33 protein-coding genes are annotated in these 26,589 nt (G+C 42.5%); 28 read left to right on the top strand and 5 right to left on the bottom strand.

Annotation, left to right across the window (positions count from 1 at the left end; genetic code table 11):
- Positions 1-131: 131 nt before the first annotated feature.
- Positions 132-1,103 carry an ADP-ribosylglycohydrolase family protein gene (locus RMY64_RS23555; protein ID WP_322672207.1) on the bottom strand — a complete coding sequence of 324 codons (972 nt, stop codon included), beginning with the start codon at positions 1,101-1,103 and terminating at the stop codon, positions 132-134.
- Between the two features lie 238 nt (positions 1,104-1,341).
- Here RMY64_RS23555 and RMY64_RS23550 point away from each other — a divergent pair, with 238 nt between their 5' ends.
- Both RMY64_RS23550 and RMY64_RS23545 read left to right on the top strand, forming a co-directional pair.
- The gene (locus tag RMY64_RS23550; RefSeq protein WP_322672208.1) at positions 1,342-1,917 is read left to right on the top strand and encodes a Uma2 family endonuclease; all 576 of its coding nucleotides are present in this window, start codon (positions 1,342-1,344) and stop codon (positions 1,915-1,917) included.
- A gap of 83 nt (positions 1,918-2,000) precedes the next feature.
- Entirely contained in the window at positions 2,001-2,930 is a 930-nt protein-coding gene (locus tag RMY64_RS23545) for a hypothetical protein (RefSeq protein ID WP_322701276.1), read from the top strand.
- A gap of 141 nt (positions 2,931-3,071) precedes the next feature.
- Here the strand turns inward: RMY64_RS23545 and RMY64_RS23540 are convergent, their stop codons facing one another.
- The gene (locus RMY64_RS23540) at positions 3,072-3,356 is read right to left on the bottom strand and encodes a DUF427 domain-containing protein (RefSeq protein ID WP_322672210.1); all 285 of its coding nucleotides are present in this window, start codon (positions 3,354-3,356) and stop codon (positions 3,072-3,074) included.
- Between the two features lie 579 nt (positions 3,357-3,935).
- Between RMY64_RS23540 and RMY64_RS23535 the strand changes: the two genes are divergently transcribed.
- The 9 genes from RMY64_RS23535 to RMY64_RS23495 all read left to right on the top strand — a co-directional run bounded on the left by RMY64_RS23535 (position 3,936) and on the right by RMY64_RS23495 (position 11,045).
- Positions 3,936-4,160: a hypothetical protein gene (locus RMY64_RS23535; RefSeq protein WP_322672211.1), complete on the top strand. Its 225-nt coding sequence runs from the start codon at positions 3,936-3,938 to the stop codon at positions 4,158-4,160.
- A gap of 254 nt (positions 4,161-4,414) precedes the next feature.
- Positions 4,415-4,816 carry a hypothetical protein gene (locus tag RMY64_RS23530; protein WP_322672212.1) on the top strand — a complete coding sequence of 134 codons (402 nt, stop codon included), beginning with the start codon at positions 4,415-4,417 and terminating at the stop codon, positions 4,814-4,816.
- A 203-nt stretch (positions 4,817-5,019) separates the two neighbouring features.
- A complete protein-coding gene (locus RMY64_RS23525) occupies positions 5,020-6,234 on the top strand; it encodes a damage-control phosphatase ARMT1 family protein (RefSeq protein ID WP_322701292.1) in 1,215 nt (404 codons plus the stop codon).
- Positions 6,235-6,361: 127 nt separating this feature from the next.
- Positions 6,362-6,577 carry a hypothetical protein gene (locus RMY64_RS23520; RefSeq protein WP_322672213.1) on the top strand — a complete coding sequence of 72 codons (216 nt, stop codon included), beginning with the start codon at positions 6,362-6,364 and terminating at the stop codon, positions 6,575-6,577.
- A gap of 7 nt (positions 6,578-6,584) precedes the next feature.
- Positions 6,585-7,010 (top strand): type II toxin-antitoxin system VapC family toxin, encoded by a 426-nt coding sequence (locus tag RMY64_RS23515; protein ID WP_322672214.1) that lies wholly within the window; start codon positions 6,585-6,587, stop codon positions 7,008-7,010.
- A 238-nt stretch (positions 7,011-7,248) separates the two neighbouring features.
- Positions 7,249-8,817 (top strand): metallophosphoesterase, encoded by a 1,569-nt coding sequence (locus RMY64_RS23510; RefSeq protein ID WP_322672215.1) that lies wholly within the window; start codon positions 7,249-7,251, stop codon positions 8,815-8,817.
- Between the two features lie 385 nt (positions 8,818-9,202).
- Positions 9,203-9,961, top strand: coding sequence for a YebC/PmpR family DNA-binding transcriptional regulator (locus tag RMY64_RS23505; RefSeq protein ID WP_322701275.1), 759 nt, complete (start codon positions 9,203-9,205; stop codon positions 9,959-9,961).
- 314 nt (positions 9,962-10,275) lie between these two features.
- On the top strand, positions 10,276-10,452 hold the full coding sequence (locus RMY64_RS23500; protein ID WP_322701274.1) for a hypothetical protein: 177 nt from the start codon (positions 10,276-10,278) through the stop codon (positions 10,450-10,452).
- Between the two features lie 191 nt (positions 10,453-10,643).
- Entirely contained in the window at positions 10,644-11,045 is a 402-nt protein-coding gene (locus tag RMY64_RS23495) for a DUF4440 domain-containing protein (protein WP_322701273.1), read from the top strand.
- 84 nt (positions 11,046-11,129) lie between these two features.
- On the opposite strand, the gene RMY64_RS23490 is transcribed toward RMY64_RS23495, so the two are convergent.
- On the bottom strand, positions 11,130-11,441 hold the full coding sequence (locus RMY64_RS23490; RefSeq protein ID WP_322672219.1) for an RNA-binding protein: 312 nt from the start codon (positions 11,439-11,441) through the stop codon (positions 11,130-11,132).
- 626 nt (positions 11,442-12,067) lie between these two features.
- Here RMY64_RS23490 and RMY64_RS23485 point away from each other — a divergent pair.
- The 3 genes from RMY64_RS23485 to RMY64_RS23475 all read left to right on the top strand — a co-directional run bounded on the left by RMY64_RS23485 (position 12,068) and on the right by RMY64_RS23475 (position 17,690).
- The gene (locus RMY64_RS23485) at positions 12,068-13,516 is read left to right on the top strand and encodes an efflux RND transporter periplasmic adaptor subunit (protein ID WP_322701272.1); all 1,449 of its coding nucleotides are present in this window, start codon (positions 12,068-12,070) and stop codon (positions 13,514-13,516) included.
- Between the two features lie 75 nt (positions 13,517-13,591).
- Positions 13,592-16,903 carry an efflux RND transporter permease subunit gene (locus RMY64_RS23480; RefSeq protein ID WP_322701271.1) on the top strand — a complete coding sequence of 1,104 codons (3,312 nt, stop codon included), beginning with the start codon at positions 13,592-13,594 and terminating at the stop codon, positions 16,901-16,903.
- A gap of 313 nt (positions 16,904-17,216) precedes the next feature.
- Entirely contained in the window at positions 17,217-17,690 is a 474-nt protein-coding gene (locus tag RMY64_RS23475; protein ID WP_322701270.1) for a GNAT family N-acetyltransferase, read from the top strand.
- Positions 17,691-17,802: 112 nt separating this feature from the next.
- Here the strand turns inward: RMY64_RS23475 and RMY64_RS23470 are convergent, their stop codons facing one another.
- Positions 17,803-18,279: an NAD(P)H-quinone oxidoreductase subunit N gene (locus RMY64_RS23470; RefSeq protein WP_322672223.1), complete on the bottom strand. Its 477-nt coding sequence runs from the start codon at positions 18,277-18,279 to the stop codon at positions 17,803-17,805.
- 592 nt (positions 18,280-18,871) lie between these two features.
- The gene (locus tag RMY64_RS23465) at positions 18,872-19,039 is read right to left on the bottom strand and encodes a hypothetical protein (RefSeq protein ID WP_322701269.1); all 168 of its coding nucleotides are present in this window, start codon (positions 19,037-19,039) and stop codon (positions 18,872-18,874) included.
- Between the two features lie 269 nt (positions 19,040-19,308).
- On the opposite strand from RMY64_RS23465, the gene rplC reads away from it, so the two are divergent.
- The 14 genes from rplC (at position 19,309) to rpsH (ending at position 26,511) form a co-directional block, all read left to right on the top strand.
- The gene (rplC, locus tag RMY64_RS23460; RefSeq protein ID WP_289799260.1) at positions 19,309-19,941 is read left to right on the top strand and encodes a 50S ribosomal protein L3; all 633 of its coding nucleotides are present in this window, start codon (positions 19,309-19,311) and stop codon (positions 19,939-19,941) included.
- Positions 19,942-20,023: 82 nt separating this feature from the next.
- A complete protein-coding gene (gene rplD / locus RMY64_RS23455; RefSeq protein WP_322672225.1) occupies positions 20,024-20,662 on the top strand; it encodes a 50S ribosomal protein L4 in 639 nt (212 codons plus the stop codon).
- Positions 20,655-20,969: a 50S ribosomal protein L23 gene (locus tag RMY64_RS23450; protein ID WP_069070779.1), complete on the top strand. Its 315-nt coding sequence runs from the start codon at positions 20,655-20,657 to the stop codon at positions 20,967-20,969. Before rplD ends, RMY64_RS23450 begins: the two co-directional genes overlap by 8 nt.
- A 154-nt stretch (positions 20,970-21,123) precedes the next feature.
- Positions 21,124-21,987: a 50S ribosomal protein L2 gene (gene rplB, locus RMY64_RS23445; protein WP_322672226.1), complete on the top strand. Its 864-nt coding sequence runs from the start codon at positions 21,124-21,126 to the stop codon at positions 21,985-21,987.
- Between the two features lie 113 nt (positions 21,988-22,100).
- Positions 22,101-22,379, top strand: coding sequence for a 30S ribosomal protein S19 (gene rpsS, locus RMY64_RS23440; RefSeq protein WP_012410721.1), 279 nt, complete (start codon positions 22,101-22,103; stop codon positions 22,377-22,379).
- 108 nt (positions 22,380-22,487) lie between these two features.
- A complete protein-coding gene (gene rplV / locus RMY64_RS23435; protein WP_069070777.1) occupies positions 22,488-22,844 on the top strand; it encodes a 50S ribosomal protein L22 in 357 nt (118 codons plus the stop codon).
- Between the two features lie 51 nt (positions 22,845-22,895).
- The gene (gene rpsC / locus RMY64_RS23430) at positions 22,896-23,678 is read left to right on the top strand and encodes a 30S ribosomal protein S3 (protein ID WP_322684764.1); all 783 of its coding nucleotides are present in this window, start codon (positions 22,896-22,898) and stop codon (positions 23,676-23,678) included.
- 80 nt (positions 23,679-23,758) lie between these two features.
- Entirely contained in the window at positions 23,759-24,184 is a 426-nt protein-coding gene (rplP, locus tag RMY64_RS23425) for a 50S ribosomal protein L16 (protein ID WP_069070775.1), read from the top strand.
- A 3-nt stretch (positions 24,185-24,187) separates the two neighbouring features.
- On the top strand, positions 24,188-24,415 hold the full coding sequence (gene rpmC, locus RMY64_RS23420) for a 50S ribosomal protein L29 (RefSeq protein ID WP_322701268.1): 228 nt from the start codon (positions 24,188-24,190) through the stop codon (positions 24,413-24,415).
- Positions 24,416-24,421: 6 nt separating this feature from the next.
- Positions 24,422-24,670, top strand: coding sequence for a 30S ribosomal protein S17 (gene rpsQ, locus RMY64_RS23415; RefSeq protein ID WP_094349093.1), 249 nt, complete (start codon positions 24,422-24,424; stop codon positions 24,668-24,670).
- Between the two features lie 46 nt (positions 24,671-24,716).
- Complete coding sequence (gene rplN, locus RMY64_RS23410) at positions 24,717-25,085, top strand: 50S ribosomal protein L14 (protein ID WP_099101129.1); 369 nt, start codon at positions 24,717-24,719, stop codon at positions 25,083-25,085.
- Positions 25,085-25,438, top strand: a complete 354-nt coding sequence (rplX, locus tag RMY64_RS23405; RefSeq protein ID WP_322701267.1) for a 50S ribosomal protein L24 — start codon at positions 25,085-25,087, stop codon at positions 25,436-25,438. Before rplN ends, rplX begins: the two co-directional genes overlap by 1 nt.
- Before the next feature lie 102 nt (positions 25,439-25,540).
- Positions 25,541-26,089 carry a 50S ribosomal protein L5 gene (gene rplE, locus RMY64_RS23400; protein WP_322684763.1) on the top strand — a complete coding sequence of 183 codons (549 nt, stop codon included), beginning with the start codon at positions 25,541-25,543 and terminating at the stop codon, positions 26,087-26,089.
- A 20-nt stretch (positions 26,090-26,109) separates the two neighbouring features.
- Positions 26,110-26,511 (top strand): 30S ribosomal protein S8, encoded by a 402-nt coding sequence (gene rpsH, locus RMY64_RS23395; RefSeq protein ID WP_094349096.1) that lies wholly within the window; start codon positions 26,110-26,112, stop codon positions 26,509-26,511.
- Positions 26,512-26,589: the final 78 nt, after the last annotated feature.

The following is a 26,589-nucleotide window of genomic DNA, read 5'->3' as shown; positions in this document are numbered from 1 at the left end:
TTAGGTGCGTTATGCCAAAGGTTAACGCACCATTGATTTTAACTTCTACTGCCTTAGGGATCAATACGCTGATTTGTTGGGTTTGACTTCTTTAGGGGACGCTGTTCGCGTTCGTTCAACCCAAACTACAACTATCCTTTAACTAGATTTATCAGCCTCTCAACTCTGTTATCCAATTCTTGTTTGTACACCAATTCTTCTATCCACTGTTGGGGAATGTTTTGGTATCCAAAACGCGCTCCTAACAATGCTCCTGCTACGGCAGCATTCGTGTCAGCATCGCCTGCTTCATGAATAATTTGTAAAATTCCATCTTCATAAGATTGTGCGTGTTGAAGTGCCCAAAATCCAGCCCCCATTGTTTTAAGGGTGTACCCAGTTCCACCTTTTTCTCCTGGATTTAAACCTTCATCTAAATCTAGTGCTTCTAAGGATAAAGTTGCAGCTTTGTCAAAATACTCTTGAATAGAGGGATGGTAGTCTTGTACAGCGATCGCTATTGATTCTATTAAAGAATTAATATCACTCTCTTGGCGTAATAAAGCGCTGATTGCAAGACTTACCGCCACGCATGAACCAACACAACGCGAATCGTAGTGCGTAATTTTACAAACCTCCTCAGCATTGCGTTTAACTTTTTCAGGAAAGGAATATTCCCAAATACCTAATACAGAAGTTCTCATCACACCACCGTTAGCAGCAGCCTTCTGTCCAGATGCTTCCCAAACCTGTTTAGCAGTAGCAAGCGGATTTTGCAAAAAATCAGGAGAATACACCACAGAATACACAGTTTGACCCATACCCATGCCATCTGTAACTGCCCAATGATGAAAGCGTGCAGCAATATCGAGTATGTCAACTCGCTGTTTTTCCAGCAAACTATCGAGGATGCACAACATCTGGTCAGTATCATCTGTCCAATCTCCAGGTGTCCAACCACTTACATTGCGATAGCGAACAATTTGACTATAGCTACTCAATCCATCTGGATACTCTTTGCGAACTTGAGACTTTGGTATCCATTCTGTTCCAAAACCCAGGGCATCTCCTATTGCTTGACCAAAAATTACACCATGAATTTTATCAAAAATGACCGAATCCATAAAATTATTCCTTCAAGAAAGATTAATATAGTTTAGAAAGAACTAAATTCTGCGTACAATATTAAAGCTTGGCATCATCATAATTTTGCTATTCGTGCCATGCAAAGCTTAAAGAAAATCCTCTACACTATAATTTAAGCAATGTTGCAGCAGCAACATCAAGGAGAATAGACTCGCTCCCTAAAATACCAAGATAGAAAATGCTAAGATTCCAATAAAATATGGCATTTGCATAGCTATGACACCCACGCTGCACAAATCAATCTCCTTAGCAGAGTTCCTCAAACTGCCAGAAACCAAGCCTCCTAGTGAATTTATAGACAGTCATCGTATCTACCAGAAACCAATGCCACAAGGCAAACATTCCCGGCTACAACTAAAACTTTGTAATGCAATTAACCAAATTGCTGAAGAACAAGAAATTGCCTTGGCTTTTCTAGAATTACGCTGTACGTTTGGCGGACGTTCGATTGTCCCAGACGTGAGTGTATTTGCTTGGGAACGGATTCCCTTTGATGTTAATGGAGAAATTGAAAATACCTTTGGAATTTATCCTGATTGGACAATTGAAATTCTTTCACCAGAACAGAATACAACCAAGGTAATTATAAATATTCTTCACTGTCTAAAACATGGCACTCGATTAGGGTGGTTGATCGATCCAGATGAACGCTTAGTATTAGTATTTTTGCCAGGACAGCAACCTATAGAGATGACTGGAGACGAAGTATTGCCTGTACCTGAATTTTTACAACTTAATTTAACAGTTACGCAGGTTTTTGCATGGCTAAAACCAACAAAAATTAATTCATAAAGATGATTAGTATTCAATTATAAGATGTAAGACTAATATTTCAGAGTTTTTGAATTTTGAAAAATTAATCTAAGGGGTTTTCGGTGACAAAAAACAATAAAAAAAAGGCTATTGCTCAAGCTATTTCTACAGCCGTTGCTCTGAGTTTGGTGATAATGCAAGTGGAATCAGCACAAGCTGCTACCTTGGTGGTTAATAATCTCAATGATAGTGGCGTTGGCTCGTTGCGAGATACGATCGACATTGCAAGTAACAATGACGTGGTAGAGTTTTTATTAGGCAGTAATCCTAGTACAATTACCCTGACAAGTGGGGCACTTGCGATTGCCAAAAATCTCACTATTAATGGCCCAGGTGCTAACTTACTTACCATTAGTAGCAATAATCACTTACCCGTGTTTGACATTAACGCCGCGAATGTTACACTTTCTGGGCTTGCGATCGCTGGTAATATCAACGCTTATAATTCTAGTAATCTAACGTTTAGCAATAGCACCATTAGCAGCGACAATGTGAATATAGATAGTAACCTAACACTTATCAATAGCACTATCAACAGCGAGAATTTGGCGATCGATGGTGGACTAACGGGAATCGATGATAGTAATGTAACAGCTCTTGATAGCATCACCTTCGGCGGCAATTTAACTAGTTCTAGCGGCACTTTTACTGTCTCTACTCGTAGCCTGCGAATTAAGGCTAGTAGCAATAATTCAGAAGCAGCAGGTAGTTTAACTGTTACAACCGATAACGTTGTCGTAATAAGTGGTAGTCAGGTAACGATTCCTATCAGCACAGTCAACGGCAATTCTGGGCAAATTAACAGTGGTAGCCATAATTCAGGAGCAGCAGGCAACATAACTATCAACTCTGATACTTTGATATTGAATCCTGGTGCTACTATATCGAAACCAGTATCCGAACCAAGTGCGATCGCTGGTACTATACTTGCTGGTAGTCTAGCTTGGCTGGCGAAGACAAAGCAAGCAGCATTTCGCAAGGCGAAGGTATAATTACGTATTAAAATAAATTTGCAAATAGTTTAAATACGAAGCCCGCTTAGACTTCTCTCTGCGCGGGCTAAGTATTTTATGGGCAATTAGCCAGACGTAATATTAATGTCCCTGAAACTAAAATACTTCCAGGAACCTTTATTAAGCCTCGACTTTTACACCCTTCCAGAAGGCGACATGACCTTCAATATTCTTAGCCTTCTCCTTAGCGCTGGGATAATACCAAGCAGCATCTTTGTTGACTTGCCCATCAACTTCGATACTGTAGTAACTGGCAACACCTTTCCAAGCACAAGTAGTGTGGGTGTTGCTTTCAGTAAAGTACTGCTTGTTAATGGCGTCAACAGGAAAATAATGGTTGCCTTCCACAACTACAGTATTATCACTCTCGGCTAAAGTAGCTCCATTCCAAATTGCTTTCGGCATAAATGACTTTGTAAATAAACGATACATATAACATTTTTACACTATCAGCTTATTTGTAGTGAATTTATGGAACCTGTGACGCTGACAAAATAGTTCAGAAGTCACGAATAGGCAATGAGTTACAGGATTTTCCTCTAGAAATTAATTGCAATCACTTTTATTTATCAAATTGAGAATTAAAAGCATTTGCTTCCATCATCAAGATTTTCTAGCATATTGGTATGGAAAGTTTATTAGCCAAAACAAAATTAGACTTCGGTTGATAGCATCAATTAAAAAATCTATAGATATGTGAGTAAGCGATTTGTCGAAGTGCAAACTACGCTAACGCATATTCTATAAATACTTGTCAGTTAAGGATTTTATTTAGCATATATTTGGTTCTTTTCAGTTCTCACTAAACTTTCTCGAATGTTAAATTTATCCAAGTTGGGTGAATTTGACTAATCCGTTTGGGTAATTAACAAATTAACCCATCAGATGAACTGAACCTAAAAGATTGAGATTAATAAAACAGTGGACTCTATTACTAGAAAATACTGATTGCAATTACACTTGGTTCTAATTGAGAATAACTCTATGAAATTCACAAAATTGCTAAAATCTGCACATATTATTGCTTGGATTAATTCTATGCCTAAAATTACTTGCTTTCATCGAGCCAAGAATCACAATAGCCCATCAATAAACACAGCCGCCAACTCTGAAATTTCTCTTAGCTATTCCACAAATGTCAATTATCTCAAACCTTTTGATACTGCTTCTATTGCCTATTACATGATGGGTTTTGGGAATTTTAAATGAGCTAAGTTACTTCTGTGCTTTTGAGATGTAGCTTCGATTGTTTGATTAATTACAGTTTTGTTCCCAAAATACTCCATTTTTAACTTGTAATACTTCTCTTAATGATTTTTTAAAATTCTTAGAAAATTATTTTACTTAAATATGTGAGTAATAAATCAACAAGTATGATGGGTTAATTATAAAAGCTTCAAAATCATAAGAAATAAGACTTTTTTCATTGAAAACACTAATTAATCTCTACTAAAAATAAAATCATGAAATTCACAACTTTGCTCAATTCTGCACTGATCATTACTTCTATCGCTTTTATACCTGGAATTGCTGGCGCTCAAACAGTTAATACTAACAATGGCGGTGAACAAATAAATACAGATGTCAACTCTAATACTTTACGTAAAAACCCTACAGATGCTAAATATCTGCAACCCTTCAATATTGCCTTTCTCGCTTATCAAGGTTATTTAAGAGAGCAGGGTATTCCCAGTGGGGGCACTTTGTTATTCAGATACCAAACCGGATACTTGACTGCAAAAGATGTGGTTCAAGCTGCTATCAGGGCTAATAAGTTACCAGCGGAAGTTTTGAACGATCGAGGTTACGTCAACGCAGTCGAGTTACAGATGAAATCATTTGGCGATACTAATGATTCACAATAGACAATTTAGGGGTGCTGGAATCAATCTTTGCATCTCACTATAATTTTAGACGCGATAAATCGCCGTCAAGACAATAATCAGTCTTTGTCTTGACGGCGATTTATGCCACTTTTGAGTTGATTAGATTTGAAAGAAAGTCGCATCCGGAGTTAGAATAACTGAAAAGATTAGGAAAATCAAAGTTTGTGGCGAATATATTCCACATGCCCAAATTACCCATACCACCGTCTCTTTTGGGGTCAGAAGTTGGTTCTTTTACTGAGTTTACAGTTACTCAACGAATGCCTGCGATCGCTCGCAAAGTTATTGCTGAAAATAATTTCTCGTCTGCAACTAATACCAGCTTAGAAAATCTGGCAAAAGAATTGCCCGCAGGATATGTGCAACCTCTTTTTGATAAGACTGCTGTAGATTTTTCAGCCTGGAATACATATTTAGAATTATATAAAGGTCAGCGTTGGCTAGATGTTCCTTGGTTTTTTGCTGAAACTTATTTTTTTCGGTTGATTCTAGAAATTACTAATTATTTTCGCTCTGGTGTCTGGCAAGGTGTCGATCCATTTGAGTTACAAAAGTCTCAAAGTTTAGAAGCATCTTTGGATTCGATTATTCTATTGTGCGATCGGTCTAACAATTGGTTAAATAATTCTCAACTGAAGGGAGAATCCAATCAAACAGCTTTAATAGCGCTGTTATATTTTGCTTTGTGGGGAAATCGAGTTGACTTGAGTTTATGGTCAGCATCCGAGAGCGATCGCAGTCGTTTTGATATTCAAACCCAACTAGCTCACATTTTAGTAAATGATGCCTCCCAAGTCACGGAATTATTAATCAACTCTCAAGGGGGACGGATTGATTTTGTTGTAGATAATGCTGGCTTTGAACTCGTTTGTGATTTATGTTTAGTAGATTTTTTATTAAATAGCAGATTGGCTAATCGGATTTACCTACACTTAAAGCCACATCCGACTTTTGTATCTGATGCCATGATTAAGGATGTACATGACACAATAAGTTTTTTAGCCGCTACTGGAAATCAACAACTTATATTCTTTAGCCAAAGACTCCGAGACAATATTGCATCAGGGCGTTTAGTACTATCTGAAGATTACTTTTGGACATCGCCTTTAGCCTTTTGGGAAATACCCAACTCCCTCAAAAATGAGTTAGCCAATGCGAGTTTGGTTATAGTCAAAGGAGATGCCAATTATCGCCGATTATTAGGCGATCGCCATTGGGAATTTACCACTGATATTGCAGATATAGTCTGCTACCTACCCGTGCCAATGGTAGCTCTACGCACCCTAAAATCAGAAGTAGCAGTTGGTTTAAAGCCAGAAGTTATTGAGAAAGTAGCAAAATCTGACTCTTCTTGGTTGACAAATGGACAGTGGGGTGTAATTCAGTTGGTGGTTTAGGCAATTTTTGAAAAATCGAGATAATTTGTAAAACAAGTATACGTATCTTCACTACTTATAGGGTCGTTTACTCTACCAGTATTACCATAACCAGCTTAGGATAGACTAGAAGAACTTTCTAAGGAAAATGGTAGAAAAAATCACAGCTGTATTTAATGGCAAAGTGTTCTATCCAGCTGAACCGGTCGCACTGCCAATCAATACCCACGTGCGAATCAGTATTGAAATTTTACCGCCCAGCGAACAGGAAACGGTATCATTTTTGCAAACGGCGCGATCGCTCAACCTTGAAGGGCCGCCTGATTGGTCTGCCAATATAGATAAATATTTGTACAGTAAATAAACTTTTCATGCATTCTGAAGTCTTTCTTGATACATCATTTGCCATTGCCTTATCTGCACCGAGCGATCGCTTGCATGACCGAGCCTTACATCTGGCTAAAATGTTACAAGCAGCAGAAACTCGTTTGGTGACAACACAGGCGGTAATGTTAGAAATTGGCAATGCCTTATCCCAACAACCTTATCGTCAGGCGGCAATCATATTATTAAATTCTCTAGTAGCAGACTCCAAAGTAGAAATTGTCCCCCTTTCTCAAGAACTCTACGAACGCGCTTTCCAGCTATATCGCGAACAAACAGAGAAAGAATGGGGATTTGTCGATTGCGTATCTTTTATTGTTATGCAATATAGCGGCATCACTGAAGCACTAACTGCCGATGAGCATTTTCAACAAGCAGGCTTTCGAGCATTATTGCGAGAAAATTTACCTTAAAGATTGGGCATGGGGCATTGGGCATTGGCATTGGGCAAAACAGTTCCAAGTTGCGAGTAAAAAAAGTGAGATTCCCACTCAGCAAGCGCTAAACCATAGCTATCTGCTAACAGCACTCAAGACTCAGCACTCATTAAGGGCATTGGTTATTCACAAATGACAAATGACAAATGACTAATGACAATTAAATATTTCGTTACAATCGGCGTGTGCGTTAGGCATTCAAGAGTTATTAGCCATGAAATTGATTTCCGATCCACCCATTCCTGTAAAAATTCAAAAGATGAAGGAACGGGTGCGGTGGATGCATCCAAGTTTTGTGCAACGGGGAATTGACCAAACCAGTCTAGTTATTGACGATCGCAGGCAGGATAATCCAGAATTTTCCTTTATGGTTATCGGCGATTCTGGTACTAAATCTCATTCTCGACACCACCCCCAACGAAAAGTTGCCGAACTGATGCTAACTCACCGCGATGATTGCAGCTTTGTGTTGCATACTGGCGATGTCATCTATGTGGTGGGTTCCCAAGAATATTATTCAACAAACTTTATTGAGCCTTATCGGGAATTTCTTGTTGGTGGTGGCAACCCGAAAGGCGTTCCTTATGACCGTATGGTGTTTAACCTGCCGTTCTTGCCAGTACTTGGTAATCATGATTACTACGATGTGCCTTTGATGTACCGTTTATTTACTGGCACAACATCGTCACTGCGTCGTCTGTTCCGCTACAAAGATATCGAGATTGGCTGGCATGGATCGTATCAAGGTAATGCTTATGCACGAGCATTTATGGACTACACTCAGGCGATGTCTCCACCAGAGTTAGAACGTCATTTAGATCGGCACTACACCGCAAAGACCGACACAGGGCGCTGTTTGCGTTATGAACCTGGACAGTTTACCCGTTTACCCAATCGCTATTACACCTTTCGTTACGGCGGGATTGACTTTTTTGCACTGGATTCTAATACCTTTAATACACCATCACCATTACCTGCAACTCAAGAGGGAGAAATTTACCGTCGGGAATTACAAAAGCGTCGCCAGGAAATAGATCGAGAAGAATTGGAGATTTTGGGAATATATAATCGCCTCAACCCAGATAAACCCACCGAAGCGGAACAACTGGATGACCTCAGTGCCAAATTAGACCAAATAAACGAAATCAAAATCGACATTGAAAAACAACTAGCATCTCATCAAATGCCTGCGATCGATTTTGAACAACTTGAATGGTTGCGAAGCAGACTAATCGAATCTTGGAACACCTCCGAAGTGCGCGGACGTGTAATCTTTTTCCACCATCCTCCCTACGTCACAGAAGCTACCAAGTGGAATCAGGCACAAACCTTGGCGGTTCGTCATCGTTTGCGCTGGGTGTTTGAACAAGTAGCAGAAACTCTTGGTACTCTAATTAAAGAACGTCCCATAGTCGATTTGATTTTAAACGGTCACGCTCACTGTTTGGAGCATCTTTGCACAACTGATACCGGATTTGCAGACTCGCATATTAACTGTATTATCTCTGGTGGGAGCGGTCATCGTCCCCGCTATCAACGGCGAGAAGGGACTGAATTAATGGAAACTTTTGCTGAGATTTCAGGTAAACCCACTCGGAAAGTTGCTGATTCAACGTTATTTGTGGGCCGTCATAATTACAATTTCCAGAACCGACTGCCTTATTCATGTGTGCGGATTGATGTTCAAGATGGTAGCCCGCCCAAGTTTATCATTAGACCGTTGATTACTGAACGGTTTGAACAAGAGTGGCATGACACGGAACTGGAACCTTTTGCGATCTAAACGAGATGCGAAGTAATTAGACTTCTTGGCATTTGTCGGGAAAAGGAGAAGGGGGAAAGGGTAAAGGTTTTGTGCTGTCCTCTTCCCCTTTAACCTTTTTCCTTTTCCCAACTCTTGCAACAGTCTTTTTTGCAAGAGACTCCATGAGTGGAACTCACAAGGAACAATAAAAATATCTCTTCCCCAATTCCCAGTTCCCAGTCCCCAGTCCCCAGTCCCCAGTCCCTATTTTTAAGGCAGGTCTATTGAACTACACATTTTTCATCTCACTTGAAAATCAAATCTTAGTGCTGCATCTTAGCGAACTTTTACCAAATGCACCTTTGCATTCAGATAAAAGCTAGGTATATCCTAATCTTGAATAGAGTTACGATCGTCTCAAATTATGGCAGGACATAGTAAATGGGCAAATATTAAGCGCCAGAAAGCGTTAGTAGATGCAAAAAAGGGAAAAACCTTCACTCAGTTATCCAGGGCGATTATCGTTGCGGCTAGAAGCGGCGTCCCAGATCCGGCGCTGAATTTTCAACTGCGAACAGCAGTTGACAAGGCTAAGGCTGCGAGTATTCCCAATGATAATATTGAACGAGCGATCGCTAAAGGTGCAGGCACTTTTGGCGGCGATAGTGCTACTTTTGAAGCGATTCGCTACGAAGGTTATGGCCCCGGTGGTGTAGCGATTTTAATCGAAGCCCTCACAGATAATCGCAATCGCACTGCTGCTGACTTGCGTGTAGCTTTTAGTAAAAATGGTGGCAATCTTGGTGAAACAGGTTGCGTTAGCTGGATGTTTGAACAAAAAGGCGTTTGTGTTGTGCAGGGTGTAATTGACGAAGAACAGCTTTTAGAAGCATCACTCGAAGGCGGTGCCCAGTCTTATGAGATGACTGAAGATGAGATGGCTGAGATTTTTACTGATATTGGAAATTTAGAAACCCTTAGTCAGACGCTAAAAAATCAAGGTTTTAAGGTAATTGATGCCGAATTGCGCTGGATTCCTAGTAATAGTGTAGAAGTTACCGATCCCGATCGGGCGCGATCGCTTTTCAAGTTAATTGATACTCTAGAAGGCTTAGATGACGTGCAAAATGTCACAGCTAACTTTGAAATATCAGAAGAATTGATGTCTATTACCATTTCTTAATCAAAATTAACCCAAGTATCATAGCTAAATTACAGCTATTTGGATGATGTCCAGATTGTTACATTTAAGATTGAAATACCAACAAGTATTTTTTAGCTAAGTATTCCATGTCAGCCCATAGGATTCAATTAAGCTTTTTTGACGAAAATTCTAGATTGTAGAGACGGCGATTCATCGCGTCTCTTGCTTTAACCGAGTAAATCCTACATTTGACGAATATAAAAATAGACATGAAAGGTTCATCTCAATTACAAACTTATGACATACCTCTATTGGATAGTTAAATTGTTGATTACCTAATGAGGATTTTTCAAGTGAATAAGTTCGCTAAAGCTTTACTTTTGGCTCTAATTTTTGCTGCACCTGTAACCGCTTTTGCATCTCAAGCTCAAGCTAAAACTATCCATCATCCTAGCGTAAAATCTGCTAAAGTTCATCACACTAAACATCACAGACATCATGCTAAAAAACTAGTTCATAAACACTTATAAATAGTTACTATTAGTCGTAAAACTTTCTAGTAGTTCTGTAATCAAGTTTAGTGTTGGTTTCTCTGAAAAGATAACTGTATTATTTAACCCCGCTGGAATCCCTACCAACAGCGGGTTTTTTTATTAACTTGCTCAAGGGTGCGATCGTCTAATCCTATCTGCTACCATTCAATTTAGTCTTCAAAACATATATGAAAGCAGATTATTTAGAAGAATCACTTTTTCGTGAGTTGGAGGAGCGTTTGCTTCAACCCGATGTCCGAAAGTCAGCGACAGATATCATGGATTTACTTGCTGACGAGTTCATTGAATTCGGAAGCTCAGGGCGTGTTTTTAATAAACAGCAAATTATCGAGAGCTTGCAGAATGAATCCATCCAACCTCTGACTCAAAGATTGATAACAGAATTCAAAACATTAGTTTTAGTCACAGGGGTTGTTTTAGTAACTTATCGTATAGTCAGACATATATCTGGGAAACAACCTGTTCATTCGTTGCGAAGTTCCATCTGGAAATTAAACAACGATCGATGGAAAATGATCTTTCATCAAGACACTTTAGTTAGAGAATCATCAGTGCAGTATGATGAGTAACTGGCCAAAATTATTTAGAGTCAAAGTTTTGCATAAAAAAGGCTCAAGCATTTCTGCCTGAGCCTTTTCTAAATTCAATTAACCTTAGTAGCGGTTGTTGCTACGGTTGTAACCGCCGCCACCACGGTTCCCAAAGGAACCACCACTTCTGTCTTCTTTGGGCTTGGCTTTATTTACTTTGAGGTCGCGACCAAGCCATTCAGCACCATCAAGAGCTTCAATAGCTTTCGCTTCTTCATCTTCTGAACTCATTTCCACAAAAGCAAAGCCGCGTAAACGACCTGTTTCACGGTCAGTGGGTAGTTGAACGCGCTTTACAGCACCATATTCTGCAAATACAGCACTCAGCGCATCTTGTGTAACATCATAGGAGAGGTTACCAACGTAAATTGACATCAAATGTCTCCAAAATCATAAGTTTGTAGAGATTTAGATTTCGGAGAGAAGTCTGTAATACCAAAAGGAAAAAGCCTGTCAATACTAAAAACAAACACTGTCGCCGAATTAATTCTCATTTCACTTGCCATGATGACATAGCAACCAACTTTCTGGGTAAAAGTTTGAAAAACTGTTATAAAAAGTTATATAAGCGGTTAATAGCTAGATGCTGGCTAGTCTAAAAACGGGTGAGGCTAAGTGAACCGCACCCACGAAATTGCTACATTAAATCTAGTTATGTCAGCCTAAGTCTAGTTACTTAATACTGCCACGATTAGAAGTAGGGGTGTGAAAGTTCCGTATCTTCAGTAAATACAAGTCTTCTACTAAGGGCAGATTGCAAGAAATTTAAAAATATTTATACTGAGTTAAGAATTGCATCGTCAGCTAAAAAGCGGGCGACTCAATTTAATGAGTTAAAGTGGTGAGAAATTTTTTCAAATAAAAAGTAATTTTTGATACAAAATTCTGCAAGAACATAGCCAATTGACTCTCGCCGCTTTTCACTATTCATAATGTCTCAAAATTACTTGGTAATGCATGGCTGTTTAACCCAAAAAGCTCACCAAATACGAGAAAAATAAATGATTTTGGACAGAAATAAGCCGCACAAGCAGGCGAAAATCTCACCTTTGGCAGCCGCTAACCAGGTAATTAATACCAAGTTAAATTCAGTTATGAAGACTGATGTGGCTGTTGCAGATGTAAAAAATAGTTTTGACACAAAGGTGTCTTCCCCTTTAGCATCCAAATTATTGATTCCCTGTCTGTTAGGCATAGGACTGCTGACAGCGAATTGTGGAGCGCTACCCAAGGAAGAAGCGGCTGACGCACAATCTCAGAGTCCTGGTAGCGGACAACGTGGCGGTGCAACGGCTGTAGATGCGGCGATCGCTCGAACTGATACGTTGCAAACACAACCAGAATACACAGGTAATACAACACCCTTCCGAATTGTGTCACTGCGATCGCAAGTAGAAGCTCGGTTGTTGGCTTTGAACCTTGATGTCGGCGATGCAGTCAAGCTTGGGCAAAACGTCGGGCGGTTAGATGATGCCATACTTTCGACCGAATTAAAGCAAGCAGAAGCAGAGCTAGCAGCCCTTAAATCAGAAGTAGCCAGGGCAACCAATCAGGTAAGCAATGCTCGTGCAGACGTTGAACGGGCGCGCCTAGAAGTAGTACAAGCTCAAGCAGATTCAGAGCGGCAGCAAAGGTTGTTTAAGGCTGGAGCGATCGCGGAACAAACTGCGCAACAGGCGCGTACCCAGGCAAAAACAGCCGCCCAAGCACTCCGGGCAGCCCAAGAACAAGTACGGACAGAACAGCAAGCCGTTGCAGCTGCCCAAGGTAGAGTACTTGCTCAACAGGCATTGGTTGCCCAAACCAAAGAACGCAGGTCTTATGCTCGGCTGGTATCTCCAATCGCTGGCGTAGTCACAGAAAAGGTGACAGAACCAGGCAACCTGCTGCAAGCAGGCAACGAAGTCTTGAAAATTGGAGACTTTAGCCGTGTCAAAGTCGTCGTCCAAGTTTCGGAATTAGAACTAGCACAAATTCAGGTTGGGCAATCTGTACAAGTCCGTTTAGATGCCTTCCCCAAAGAAGTATTAATTGGCAGAGTTACGCGCATTTCCCCTGCTGCCGATGCCACAGCTCGCTTGATACCTATAGAAGTAGTGATTCCCAACACTCAAGGTAAGATTGGTAGCGGACTACTGGCGCGAGTCAACTTTCAAAACCAGACTCAACAGCGGGTAGTAGTGCCGCAAACAGCTATTCAAAAACAAGCAGGGGCAGCAAAGGCAGCACAGAAAGAGCAAGAAAACTCATCGGCAACACTATTTGTAGTGAAAGACACAAATGGTAAGACGAAAGTAGCGACGCGTGCTGTCACCTTAGGACAAAAAGCTGATGGCAAAGTGGAAATTTTATCCGGCTTACAAGCAGGAGAACGCTATGTTGTTCGTAGTGGTAAGCCGTTAAAAGAAGGTGACACTGTGAGTCTTTCAATTCTTTCAGAAAAGCAATAGTAGGGTGAGCAATAACCACCATCCCAAAGAAAAAAGTACTCAGTAGTCAGCACTTATCACTTATCACTTAGGATCATGCAGCAGGCAAATAATAATAATGGCAATGGCGGATTTAGCCTTAGTGCGATCGCTATCCGCCAACACATTGGCACACTCATGCTCACCGTGGCAGTAATTGTCATTGGGGTATTTTTTCTCACAACGATCCAAGTCGATCTCCTACCGTCAATTACCTATCCACGAATTGGGGTGCGGCTAGAAGCTCCTGGTATTTCACCAGAAGTAGCAGTAGATGAAATCACCAGACCCTTAGAAGAAGCTTTAAGGGCAACTGAGAATGTAGTGCAAGTTTTTTCCCGCACCCGTGAAGGACAAGTCAGCCTCGATTTATACTTCCAACCAGGGGGCGATATTGACCAAGCCCTAAACGATGCAACTGCTGCTTTTAACCGAAATCGAGGACAACTACCAGATACGATAGAGGAGCCGCGCTTATTCAAAGTCGATCCTTCTCAATTGCCGGTTTATGAATTGGCGCTGACATCTGCCTCGTTACCAGGGAAAGATTTACGCGTATTTGCTGATGAAGAGTTAACGCGTGAACTCAGTGTAGTACCAGGAGTCGCCTCAGTCGATGTATCCGGCGGTGCAGAAGAAGAAGTACGAGTGCTTGTTGACTTAAACCGATTGCAAGCTTTGGGTGTCGGGTTAAATGATGTCTTAAACGAATTAACAGCCCGTAACCAAGACACTTCTGGAGGTCGGATTCTGGGGCAAAATTCCGAGCCATTGACTCGGACTGTCGGACGCTTTCAAAATGCTAAGGAAATTGAAAACCTTTCCTTAGAAGTTTCCTCCCCTGCCTCCCCTGCTTCTTCTGCCTCCCCTACCTCCCCTGCTTCCACTACTTCCCCTACACCTTCCCGCCGCGTCTACTTGCGAGACTTTGCAGAGGTAATTGATGATACAGAAGAACAGCGAGTATTTGTTTATCTGAATCGTCAGCCTGCGGTGAAATTTTCAGTCCAAAAGCAGCCAGAGGCCAACACGATCGCAGTTGTAGATGCTGTTAAGCGGCGAATCGAACAATTACGGCAATCAGGTTTAATTCCAGCAGACATGACTTTGAGTCCCACCACAGATGAATCTGTCTTCATCCGCAATTCTTTAAATGATGTGATCTTTTCGGGGATTTCGGGGGCATTGCTAGCAGCAGCAGCAGTATTGTTATTTTTGGGATCGTTCAGGCAAACATTTATTATCAGTTTGACGATTCCGCTGTGTACTCTAGCAGCGATCGCTTTAATGAAAATCTTTGGCCTGACTTTGAATGTTTTTAGTTTGGCAGGTCTAACACTAGGAGTCGGTCAAGCAATTGATACATCGGTTGTGATTTTGGAGAACATCTCCGAAAAAACAGGGATGACTCCCAATCAAAGAGAGATGGAGGCAGGGGAGCAGAGGAGCAGAGGAGCAGAGGAGAACGGGAGAAATTCCAAATTCTTTATAGACAGTGCGACTACTGCTTCCCAAGAAGTAGAATCTGCTTTAGTTGCTGCTACGGGTGCCAACTTAGTTTCTGTAGTGCCATTCCTCTTAATTGGCGGCTTTATTGCACTGCTATTTAATGAACTGATTCTGACAATTAGCTTCGCAGTCGCAGCATCTCTTGTGGTTGCGATTACAGTAGTGCCGATGCTGTCTTCTCGACTTTTGGGAATCCGCTGGTCTAGTCGGATTAGTGAATTTTGGCTGCTTAGACAGTTTAATCACCGATTTGAAGATGCGACGCGGGGATACAGTAACTTCTTAACCAAGGTTTTACGCTATCGGCTCCTCGTAGTAACTGCTGCTTTGGTAATTTTAGGCGGCAGTAGCTTCTTCATGTTTGGTCAAATTCCCCAAGAAATTTTACCCCGCATCAGTACCGGACAAGCTACCTTGAGAGCGCAGTTTCCTCCCGCTACACCTTTAGCAACTTCTGAAAAAGTTATGCAAATTGTCGATGACATTTTGCTCAAACAACCAGAAACAGAGTCTGCTTTCACAACTGTGGGTGGTAATTTATTTGGCAGCAGTACTACAGAAAATCCCTTACGTGCCAGCAGTACGATCAATCTAAAACCAGGCACAGATGTAGAAGCTTTCGTCAAAAAAGTAACTCAGGAATTTAACAAACTCAACTTAGCAGGAATTTTGCTGCGCCTCAATCCTGGTCAGGTGCGGGGTTTAATTTTGAGTAATTCTCCAGTGCAAGGGTCAGAGGTTGACGTGATTCTGCAAGGTGAGAATGAAGAAAACTTAACGCAAGCAGGCGCACAAGTGCTGCAAGCATTGCAGGAAAGGGCAAAATTAGCGACATTCCGCCCAGATGCCGACCCCCGACAACCGGAAATCCAAATTCGCCCCGACTGGGAAAGGGTTTCAGCTTTAGGGTTGAGCGCCGAGCAAATTGGTGCAACAGTTCAAACAGCAATTGAAGGTTCAGTTCCTACGCAAATTCAACGCGGTAATCGTTTAGTTGATGTGCGGGTGCAGCTAAATAAGGAAGCAATTGGGCGTCCTTCCCAGCTAGAGCAATTACCGCTATTTACAGAAAACAATCAACTAATCCGCCTTTTTGATGTTGCGAACATTCAAGAAGGTCAAGCGCCTGGTGAAGTGCAACGGATTAATCAGCGCCAAGCTTTTATTGTCGCCGGAAATCTCAGCGAGGGAGCAAGTCTTGGTGAAGCGATCGCAGAAGTCAATCAGGTACTTAAAGATGTAGACTTACCTGATGGTGTTTCAATTGTGCCTAGTTCTGCCCAAGAAACTAATCAGCAACTTCAGAATGCTTTAAAAACTTTGGGGGCGTTGGCAACGTTCTTAATCTTTGTAGTCATGGCGGTGCAATATAATTCGTTAATTGACCCATTGGTAATTATGTTCACCGTACCACTAGCGTTAGCTGGGGGAATTTTTGGACTTTACATTACCCAAACTGCAATTGGCGCAACTGTAATTGTTGGTGTCGTCCTGCTGGTGGGAATTGTGGTGAATGCAGGGATTCTGATGGTGGAACTGGCGAATCAAATTCGAGAAGAAGTTGGTTGTACTCGCCAAATTGCGATCGTGAAAGCTGCTCCTCAACGTTTGCGCCCAATTATCATGACTACAGTCACTACTATCTTGGGACTGTTTCCTTTGGCATTAGGCATTGGTGAAGGTTCTGAATTTTTGCAGCCTTTAGGAATTGTAGTTTTCTTTGGGATGGCGATCGCAACGATGCTGACACTATTTATCATCCCTTGTTTTTATATTCTGCTGCACGATTTGCTTGGTGGAAATTGGGCAAAGCCAGTGTTAATCCGATTGCGTGGAGTTACGAAAAAACTTATCAGCTAATGAGCATTTAAGTTGCACATAGCGCAATACCGATTTTACTGGCGATCGCGATCGTTGTTTGTTTCTGGGGTGGTTATAAATAGAGAACTGTTTGCCATAGTTTCTCAACCTTATAACCATTTCAGACAGCCACATAGACATCGCCCTTGTTCAAACCATGCCCAGCCCTTCTCCCATCCTAAAAACAAAGTTTTCCAAAGTTTATGACGCTCAGGCTCAACAAAACGATAATCTTGACTGAGTAAGTGAATAAAAACTAATACCTCACTGAAAGGCATTCTTTCTTGTTTGTGCCTTTTGTGCTTGAAAGCTTATGCCGATCCGCCCCGCCACAATAACTGACGTACCCACAGTTTTACCAATGGTTGCCAAAATTTGTGCTTTGCATGAGTCTTGGGATTCCGCCAAATATGGTTTTCTACCGCATCCAGAACAGCGTTATGAGCAATGGTTGACGCGTTTGGCAAATAGCGGCGATGGACGCAGTATATTTCTAGTATCCGAAAATGAAGGGCAAATTGTAGGGTTTCTGGTAGCAACAGTTGAGCGAGAAATACCAATTTATCGGTTACAGGAATTTGCTTTTATTCATGATATCTGGGTCGAGCCGGAATATCGCCAAAACGGAATTGCGCGGCAGATGGTGATGCTAAGTATTGAACGCTTTCATCAGATGGGCGTCAAGCAAATTCGGCTAGATACAGCAATTGCTAACGAGGCTTCACGGCGGTTATTTGCATCTTGCGGTTTTCGATTCAGCATTATTGAAATGCTAAAAGAGTTATGAGTTATGAGTTAGGAGTTAGGAGTTAGGAGTTAGGAGTTAGAAGTTTTAAATTTTTAACTCCTCACTTTTCACTCCTCACTTTTGCAGTTTTCACTCCTCACTTTTGTAAGTGTTAGCTAGCTAACAGAGTTTTTTCTAGAGAAGTCCAACGGAAAGCGCGATCGCCACCCCTCTCAATGATTACTCTCACTCGTGGTTCTAGTTGAGGCAAATTCGTCAAATACTCAAGTTCCTCATTAGAAAGAATATGCCCTTCAATAATCCACAAGACCAGCCCCTTAGACTTTGGTGGTAGCTGTTCTAGATGAGAATTGAGAATTGGGGGTAAATAGTACACATGACCTACTGCGGCACCGCTACCAGTGCTTTTTTTTCCAAGATGAGGAGGTCTGACTCCATGAATTCTTGTGAGATACGCAGCTAAATCACCCAGTCCTTTAGCAGTAATGTGGAGGGTAGTATAGCCAGCTGCCCGTAGTCGGCGCTGATATCGACCTTCATAACCTCCTTCTAGAGGTACATACACTCCCAGAGCGCCAAACTTTTCCAGATCGCGGATTAAACCGTTGCCAGTGGTAATTAGTGCCATAGATTTTCGTCTTATCCCACTTAGATATTTCTATTATTTACCCTGAACCGATAGATTAAAAGCATTTTTTTTCGGTATTGAGAAGAGGCAGAGGGGCTCTTAGCTGGGAGCAGAGGGGAAAGAGGATGCAGAAGGCAGGAGGCAGAGTTCTAAAATGTTTGAATTTTGAATTGATTTCTCCCCCTTGCCCCCTGCGCCCTGCTCCCTTGCTTCTTTCCTACTCCCTAAAAATAGCTCTATAAATTACTGGACAAACATAAATAAATAATTTATATTATTAGATTGTGACCAAAAACGCAAATCAGGTTAACTTTTTACTGTCATTCTGAGGTAGTGTTAGCATCAAAAGCTGATGACTTAAATCCAAATTGGATAATCTAGCTCAGAGCGATCGTAGACTGGTAAACTAAGAAAGCTTTCAGGTCAATATTAGAGCTTATGGAAAAATAACTAAAGTTAATCCTAAGCTCCAAGGTACGTTTACTCCTGTGCCTCTAAAAAAGCAGGCAAAAGCTTAAACAATAGTTTAAAGTGTTTAAGGAAGTAAAGACTGAGCAGCAATGTTGGTTTCATGGCATTACGTCAGTCTCAGTTAACGGATACTGGGCGGTAGTAACCGCTTAAGTCCAACTGCAACACGGCAAGTAGCCAATCTCCAAGAAGCCGCTATATCAGGCGTGTACAAATCGGAAAACCTGCCGACAGCGCTGCCTCCAGAAAGTGCCAGAGCAATTGCTTGGACAAAAGCATTGCTGCACACAGCTTAAAGCTGTAGCGCCTTGCATTGATTCCAGAAGTTACTCCTTCCCAACGAGAAGAGACTTGTGGCTGTTCTAGCGATCTAATGAGTGAAGCTAAACAGATTTACCAAGCAGTAAGGACACGGTTTGTTGTGTCCAAAAGCATTTGGAGCGGTTTACTAAAGCCATTCCAAATTTCGCAGGCTAACCCAGCCTAAACTGATGCGTACAAAGCGTGTCCTCTAGAGTCCAATTCCAAGGTCAGCAAGTAGAAGGAGAACCAGTTACTGTGTCTGTAGGTATTCTCGGCACCAAGCTGGGCATGACCCAAATATTTGACGAAGCAGGAGTGTCTATTCCTGTAACTGTCATTCAAGCAGGGCCATGCACCGTTACACAAGTTAAAACGAAAGAAACCGATGGTTACTTTGCCATTCAAGTTGGTTATGGCGAAGTCAAACCCAAGGCACTAAATAGACCATTATTGGGACATTTGGCTAAATCATCTGCCCCAGCATTGCGTCACTTAAATGAATATCACACCGATAGCTCTAGTGATTATGCTTTAGGTCAAGAGATTAAAGCAGATATTTTTAGCGCTGGTCAAATTGTCGATGTCGTCGGTACAAGCATCGGTCGCGGTTTTGCGGGAAACCAGAAGCGCAACAACTTTGGTCGCGGGCCAATGTCACACGGTTCCAAAAACCACAGAGCACCCGGTTCTATTGGTGCTGGTACAACACCCGGTCGTGTCTATCCAGGTAAGCGGATGGCAGGTCGTTTAGGTGGAAAACGTATTACAATCCGCAAACTGACCATAGTGCGAGTTGACCCAGAACGCAACTTATTGCTAATTAAAGGAGCCATTCCTGGTAAACCAGGCGCTCTAGTAAGTGTTGTGCCTGCAAAAATAGTGGGATAGTCAAAAGTCAGTAGTCATTAGTCAGTAGTCATTGGCTAAAGACAAAAGACAATTGACAAATGACAAAGGACAAATAACAAAAATGGTTGAAAGCGTAGTTAAAAATTGGCAAGGAGAACAGGTCGGCGAGACGACCTTCGAGTTGCGCACTGCCAAAGAAGAAACAGCGTCTCATATTGTGCACCGCGCCTTAGTACGGCAATTGACCAATGCTCGTCAAGGAAATGCCAGCACAAAAACTCGTGCGGAAGTCAGGGGTGGCGGTCGTAAACCTTGGCGGCAAAAAGGCACAGGTCGCGCTCGTGCAGGGTCTATTCGTTCGCCATTGTGGCGTGGTGGTGGTGTAATATTTGGGCCAAAACCCAGAGACTTCAACCTCAAATTGAACCGCAAAGAGCGGCGTTTAGCACTGCGGACAGCATTTGTCAGCCGCATTGACGACTTGATCGTAGTAGAAGAATTTAGCACCGAGCTATCTCGCCCCAAAACTAAAGAATTAGTAGCAGCGCTTGCCCGTTGGGGAGTAGTACCAGAAAGCAAGGCACTGTTAATTTTGTCTGAAATTGCGGATACAGATAACGTTTATTTATCAGCCCGCAACATTGAAAATTTAAAACTAATTGCAGCTGACCAGCTAAATGTTTTTGATTTACTGCACGCTGACAAAATTGTAGTTACGGCATCAGCCCTAGAAAAAATTCAGGAGGTCTACAGTGCCTAGCTTTGACCCCCGCGACCTTGCCGACTTAGTACGTCGCCCAATCGTCACCGAGAAAGCGACAATCTTGATGGAGCAAAACAAGTACACCTTTGAAGTAATTCCAAAGGCATCTAAGCCAGAAATCAAGGCTGCGATCGAAGACTTGTTTCAGGTCAAGGTTGTAAAAGTCAACACCACTCTACCACCGCGCAAAAAGCGGCGCGTTGGTAAATTTATTGGTTATAAACCCCAATATAAGCGAGCCATTGTTACAGTCGCACCTGGGGATGAAGACAAGATTAGACAAGTTCTATTCCCAGAAGTCTAAAAATTTTAGATTTTAGATTTTAGATTTTAGATTGAGGAGTTGACTGAATAAGTACCGAAAATGGTGGCAATTAGTTAAACACTCATTAAATTCAAAATCAAAAGTTCAAAATCCAAAATTAAGTAAATCCAAAATCCAAAATCCAAAATAGATTATGGGTACTCGTTCTTATCGCCCTTATACCCCCAGCACTCGCCAAGTTACAATCTCTGACTTTGCGGAAATTACCAGAAGCGAACCAGAAAAATCCTTAACTACCTCGAAGCATCGCGCCAAAGGTCGGAATAATCACGGGCGGATTACTAGTCGTCGCCGGGGTGGCGGACACAAACAGCTTTATCGGATAATCGACTTTAAAAGGGATAAACATAATATTCCGGCAAAAGTCGCAGCAATTGAATACGATCCTAACCGTAACGCCAGAATTGCCCTTTTGTATTACCAAGACGGCGAAAAACGGTACATCCTTCACCCCAACGGGTTGAAAGTTGGAACAATAATTATTTCTGGACCGGAAGCTCCCTTTGAAGATGGTAATGCGTTACCGCTCTCGAAGATTCCCTTGGGTACTAGTGTTCACAACGTAGAACTGACCCCTGGTAAAGGTGGTCAAATTGTCCGTGCTGCTGGTGCTAGCGCTCAAGTTGTGGCAAAAGAAGGTAATTATGTAACTCTCAAGTTGCCTTCAGGAGAAGTCCGCTTGATTCGACGCGAGTCCTACGCCACCATTGGGCAAGTAGGCAACACCGATGCGAGAAACCTGAGTGCAGGTAAAGCCGGACGAAATCGCTGGAAAGGTCGTCGTCCTAAAGTTAGAGGAAGCGTCATGAACCCAGTGGATCACCCACATGGTGGTGGTGAAGGTAGAGCGCCTATCGGAAGATCGGGGCCTGTTACACCTTGGGGTAAACCCACATTGGGTGCGAAAACACGCAATCGCAAGAAACTTAGCAGCAAGTTGATTGTGCGTCGTCGTCGTAAGTCTTCTAAACGCGGTCGCGGTGGTCGTGAGTCTTAAAGAGTTAGGAGTTAAGAGTTAAGAGTTATAAGTTGAGAGTAAAATCTAACTCCTAATTACTAACTCCTCACTCCTCACTTGTAATTCCTAAATCCTAAATCCAAAATTGAACTATGGGTCGTTCTCTAAAAAAAGGTCCTTTTGTTGCGGATCATCTCCTAAAGAAAATTGAAAAGCTCAACGATAACAACAGAAAAGAAGTTATTAAAACTTGGTCACGAGCTTCGACAATTTTGCCCCTAATGGTAGGTCACACTATAGCTGTTCATAACGGACGCCAACACGTTCCTGTTTTTGTAAATGAACAGATGGTAGGACATAAGTTGGGTGAATTTGCCCCGACACGCACCTACAGGGGTCATGGAAAAAGCGACAAGAAAGCAGGTAGGTAGTTATTAGTCATTGGTCATTTGTCATTTGTTATTGGTCATTAGTTATTAACTTTCGACAAAGGACAAAGGATAAAGGACGAAAGACGAAGGACAAAATTGGAGAAAATTATGGCTACTAATACTACTGAAGTAAAAGCGATCGCTCGTTTTATCCGCATCTCGGCTTACAAGGTGCGTCGGGTACTCGATCAAATCCGCGGGCGATCTTACCGAGAAGCGTTAATCATCCTAGAATTCATGCCCTATCGCGCCACTGAACCCATATTGAAGGTTCTCAGAAGCGCTGCTGCCAATGCCGAACACAACGCTGGGTTAGATCGGACTCAACTAGTGATTACTCAGGCTTATGCCGATCAAGGGCCGCCGTTGAAGCGATTCCAACCAAGAGCGCAAGGTCGAGCTTACCAAATTCGCAAACCGACGTGTCATATTACCGTAGCTGTTGCAGCTGCTCCAGAAAAATAAGCACGTTAACCAATAAATTGCGTAAAGTAAGAAATTTTAGAGGAAGCATTTGTGGGACAAAAGATTCATCCAGTTGGTTTTCGCCTGGGTATTACACATGAACATCAATCCCGTTGGTTTGCTGTTCCCGATCGCTATCCAGAACTTCTCCAAGAAGACCACAAACTCCGTCAATACATAGAACAAAAGCTGGGTAGACAAGCTCAAAACAACGCCGGAATTTCCGAAGTGCGGATTGAGCGCAAAGCCGACCAAATCGACTTAGAAGTACGCACAGCTAGACCTGGGGTAGTAGTGGGTCGTGGTGGACAAGGTATTGAATCCTTACGTACCGGACTCCAAGGATTATTGGGTAGTAATCGTCAAATCCGCATTAACGTAGTTGAAGTTCAACGGGTTGATGCTGATGCTTACCTAATTGCTGAATACATTGCTCAACAATTGGAACGCCGCGTTTCCTTTCGGCGGGTAGTAAGACAGTCAATTCAACGTGCCCAACGCGCTGGCGTCCAAGGTATTAAAATCCAAGTTAGCGGTCGCCTCAACGGTGCGGAAATTGCCCGGACAGAGTGGACTCGTGAAGGTAGAGTACCTTTACATACCTTACGGGCTGACATTGACTACTCTTATTGCACAGCAAAAACTGTTTACGGCATTTTGGGTATCAAAGTATGGGTGTTTAAGGGAGAAATTATTCCTGGACAGGAACCAGAACCGCTACCACCCGCAAACCGCGATCGCGAACGTGACCCCCGCGATCGCGAACGTGAACCCCGTCGTCGTCAACAACAACGTCGTCGCCAGCAATTTGAAGACCGCTCAAATGAAGGATAAATCGTCATTAGTCATTAGTCATTAGTAAATGGCAGATGGCAAATGACAAATGACAAATGACAAATGACAAATGACAAACCATGTTAAGCCCTAGAAGAACTAAATTCCGCAAACAACAGCGCGGACGGATGGAAGGACTAGCCAGCCGTGGTAGTACCCTCAACTTCGGTGATTTTGCCCTCCAAGCTCAAGAACCGGCTTGGATTACCTCGCGTCAAATCGAGGCTTCCCGTCGGGCAATGACTCGTTATATTCGTCGGGGTGGACAAATCTGGATTCGGATTTTCCCTGATAAACCTGTAACCATGCGTCCTGCTGAAACCCGGATGGGTTCCGGTAAAGGTAATCCAGAGTTTTGGGTAGCTGTAGTCAAGCCAGGACGAATTTTGTTTGAAATCGGTGGGGTTTCTGAAGAAATAGCTCGTGAAGCGATGCGTTTGGCTTCATTTAAACTGCCCATCAAAACCAAGTTTATTGTGCGCTCTCAACCACAGGAGCAGGAGTAGCTTATGCCTCTTCCCAAAATGTCAGAAGCTAGAGAATTAAGCGACGAGAAGCTCTCTGATGAAATTGTCTCGATCAAAAGACAACTATTTCAGTTGCGCTTGCAAAAAGCCACCAGACAATTAGAAAAGCCCCATCAGTTCAGACAATTGCGCCACCGCCTAGCGCAATTGCTGACGCTAGAAACAGAACGCAAACGGGCAGCAAGTCAATCGGCTAAAGAAGAGAAGTAGGAGATTATGGCAGTTAAAGAACGAGTTGGCTTGGTAGTGAGCGATAAAATGCAAAAAACTGTGGTAGTCGCCATAGAAAACCGCGCTCCTCACCCCAAGTACGGCAAGATTGTGGTTAACACCCAACGATATAAAGTTCACGACGAAGAAAATCAGTGTAAAGTAGGCGATCGCGTTCGCATTCAGGAAACTAGACCCCTGAGTAAAACCAAGCGCTGGAAAATCACAGAAGTCCTGAACGTCAAGCCTACTTAAACCTCATCGTTGTTAGAAACTAACAACATTACAAGGGAGAATAATTGTGATTCAACCCCAGACTTACCTGAATGTCGCAGATAATAGCGGCGCCCGCAAACTGATGTGCATCCGCATCTTAGGCGGAGGCAACCGTCGTTATGGTTTTATTGGCGATAAAATTATCGCAGTTGTCAAAGATGCTACACCCAACATGGCTGTTAAAAAGTCTGATGTGGTAGAAGCAGTAATTGTTCGGACTCGGAAAGCTGTAAATCGTGACAGCGGCATGAGTATTCGCTTTGATGATAACGCTGCTGTAATTATCAACAAAGACGGTAATCCCAGAGGCACACGGGTTTTTGGCCCAGTTGCACGGGAACTGCGCGATAAAAACTTCACTAAAATTGTTTCTCTGGCTCCGGAGGTGCTTTAATGGCAACCAAACAGGGTACGCCCAAAGTATTCCACAAAATGCACGTCAAAACTGGCGACACCGTACAAGTGATTGCTGGTAAAGACAAAGGAAAAGTTGGCGAAATTACTCAGGCACTTCCCCAACTGAGTAAAGTCATCGTCAAAGGTGTCAACATCAAGACCAAGCACGTTAAACCCCAGCAAGAAGGGGAATCAGGGCGAATTATTACCCAAGAATTCCCGATTCATAGCTCCAACGTAATGCTTTATTCCACCAAGCAAAACGTTGCTAGTCGTGTTGGTTACACCTTTACCTCAGAAGGCAAAAAGGTCAGAAAACTCAAGAAAACTGGCGAAATTATCGATAAGTAGTTAGAAGTTAGGAATTAAGAGTTAGGAATTAAATTTAACTCATAACTCATAACTCATAACTTTATTCCCTGACCAAGCCCAGGGATATCAGGACAAAAAACTATGGCAACAACAAGACTCAAAACCTTATATCAAGAGACGATCGTCCCCAAACTGATTAATCAGTTTCAATATACCAACGTTCATCAAGTACCGAAATTAGTAAAGGTTACGATTAACCGAGGTTTGGGTGAAGCAGCTCAAAATGCGAAGTCACTAGAGGCATCCATCAATGAGATTGCCGTAGTAACTGGTCAAAAACCAGTAGTGACACGGGCGAAAAAGGCGATCGCTGGCTTTAAGATTCGTCAAGGGATGCCTGTGGGGATCATGGTGACACTCAGAGCCGAACGGATGTATGCCTTTTTCGATCGGTTAGTTAGCCTGTCACTACCCAGAATTCGAGATTTTCGCGGCGTTAGCCCCAAAAGCTTTGACGGACGCGGTAACTACACTCTAGGTGTGAGAGAACAGTTAATTTTTCCAGAAGTCGAATACGACAGCATCGATCAAGTGCGTGGGATGGATATTTCCATCATCACCACAGCAACAAACGACGAAGAGGGACGCGCCTTACTTAAAGAATTAGGAATGCCCTTTCGCGATCAATAAGTTCATCTATAGAGGGAACGATGGCGGCTAACGACACAATTGCAGATATGCTGACGCGCATCCGCAATGCCAACCTGGCGCGGCATCAAACTACACAAGTGCCAGCGACAAAATTGACCCGGAGCATTGCCAAAGTGCTACGGGAGGAAGGCTTTATTGCTGAAATCGAAGAAGCAGAAGAAGGGGTAAAACGCAATCTGGTGATTTCCCTGAAATACAAGGGAAAAAACCGTCAGCCTCTGATCACCGCCTTAAAGCGAGTGAGTAAGCCTGGTTTGCGTGTTTATTCAAATCGAAAAGAATTACCAAGAGTACTAGGCGGCATTGGCATTGCCATTATTTCTACATCCAGTGGCATTATGACTGACCGCGAAGCGCGGCGTCAGAACTTGGGTGGCGAAGTACTTTGTTACGTTTGGTAATCATTAGTCATTAGTCATTGGTCATTAGTCATTTGTCATTAGTGAAAGACAAAGGACAAAGGACAAAGGACAAATAAC

The sequence above is a fragment of the Nostoc sp. DedQUE08 genome, from assembly GCF_034530895.1.
GTDB lineage: Bacteria > Cyanobacteriota > Cyanobacteriia > Cyanobacteriales > Nostocaceae > Nostoc.
The sequence above is the reverse complement of the archived record's forward strand: the minus strand, read 5'-3'. Positions and strand labels throughout refer to the sequence as shown.